At 65.8% G+C, this 1,659-nt stretch carries 2 protein-coding genes; one reads left to right on the plus strand and one right to left on the minus strand.

Annotated features, from left to right (window positions below):
- The first annotated feature begins 63 nt into the window (after positions 1-63).
- On the plus strand, positions 64-960 hold the full coding sequence (locus EN780_RS33680; RefSeq protein WP_128276409.1) for a LysR family transcriptional regulator: 897 nt from the start codon (positions 64-66) through the stop codon (positions 958-960).
- 6 nt (positions 961-966) lie between these two features.
- Here the strand turns inward: EN780_RS33680 and EN780_RS33685 are convergent, their stop codons facing one another.
- Positions 967-1,593, minus strand: a complete 627-nt coding sequence (locus tag EN780_RS33685; protein ID WP_189556964.1) for a TetR/AcrR family transcriptional regulator — start codon at positions 1,591-1,593, stop codon at positions 967-969.
- Positions 1,594-1,659: the final 66 nt, after the last annotated feature.

Consider the following 1,659-nt stretch of genomic DNA (forward strand, 5'->3'; position numbering starts at 1 on the left):
TTGCTGGACGATATAATCGGGCACGGATTGCCAACACTATTCATCCTGTGCGAACAATCGCCGATGGACAGGTTCGACAGCATGCGGCTCTTCACCCGCGTCGTGGAACGGCGCAGCTTCACCGCTGCCGCCGCCGATCTCGGCCTGCCGCGCTCCAGCGCCACCGCCGCGATCAAGCAGCTGGAGGAGCGCCTGGGTGTGCAGTTGCTTCGGCGCACCACCCGCCACGTCACCACCACTCTCGACGGCGACGCCTATTACCAGCGCTGTATCGGCATCCTCGCCGTCATCGAGGACGCCGAGGGCGGCTTCGGCGCGCATGAGGTCCGTGGGCGGCTCAGCATCGACATCAACGGCAACCTGGCTCGCACCGTCGTCATCCCGGAACTGCCGGCGCTGCTCGCCCGCTATCCTGGGCTCAGCTTGCATATCGGCGAGGGCGACCGCCTTGTCGATCTCGTGCGCGAGGGCGTCGACTGCGTGGTGCGCGCCGGCACGCTTCCCGACAGTGATATGATCGCGCGCCGAATCGGCACGGCGCGCGAGGCGACGCTCGCCAGCTGCGACTATGTCGAGCGCCACGGCCTGCCGCGTGACCTGGACGAGCTGGCCGGCCATGTGATGATCGGCTTCGTCTCGTCGCGCACCGGGCAGGTGATGCCGCTGGAATTCACCGTCGACGGCAAGGTGCGCGAAATCGTCCTGCCGTCGCGAGTCACGGTTTCCAACTCCGACACGGCCGCCACGCTGGTGCTCCAGGGTTTCGGCCTCTACCAGGCACCGCGCCGCCGTTTTGCCGCTGACATCGAGGCCGGTCGTCTGGTCGAGGTGCTTCCGGACAATCCGCCGACGCCGACGCCGATCTCGGTCCTCTATCCGCGCAGCCGCCAGCTGTCGCCAAGGGTGCGGGTGTTCGTCGACTGGCTGGTGGAGATTCTTGGGCCGAAGCTGGATCCCTGACGCCGATCAGAGGAACAGCCGCAACTGCGTGTGGATGATCGACCGGTAGTCATCGATCGTGCGCCGGCTCTCGGCCTCGTCCTGCGTCAGCGCCAGCCGCACAACGCCGCCGGCAAGCTGGAAGACCAAGAACACCACGCGGCCGAACGCCTCGCGCCGTTCGGGCTCAAGCATCGGGCCGACATGGTCGCAGAACATTTTCGCCTGCTGCCTGGTCTCGGCGATGTCGAGGTTCTGCAGTGCCTTGTCGGCCTGGATCGCGTTCTGCAGGTCCTGGATGGCCGGATCCGCCGCCACGCGGTTGTAGTAGTCGTCGAGCAGCCGATCCGCGGCCGACGTCACATCGTCCACCCCGCGGATCCCGGCGATGATGGCGCCGAAGCGCGCGCGGCTCTCCTCCGCGAAGCGCTCGTAGAGCATCGCCAGGATCGCCGATTTGTTGGGGAAATAGTGATAGACGGTGGCGATCGGTCCGCCGGCCAGCGCACCCACTTCCTTCATCGTGACGGCGTCGATGCCTTTCTCGCCGATCAGCCGCATGGTCGTCGAAAGGATCGCGTCGATGCGCTCGCGGCTGCGCTCCTGCTTCGGCCTGCGCCTGGGCTGCGTCGCCAATCGCCTTGTTTCGCTCATTGCGCCCGATCCTCTCGCGAGAGGTCCAAAATTCCGGTTGACAAGAAACATGATTAACTATCAGTT

This window comes from Mesorhizobium sp. M4B.F.Ca.ET.089.01.1.1 (assembly GCF_004022605.1).
Taxonomy (GTDB): domain Bacteria; phylum Pseudomonadota; class Alphaproteobacteria; order Rhizobiales; family Rhizobiaceae; genus Mesorhizobium; species Mesorhizobium abyssinicae.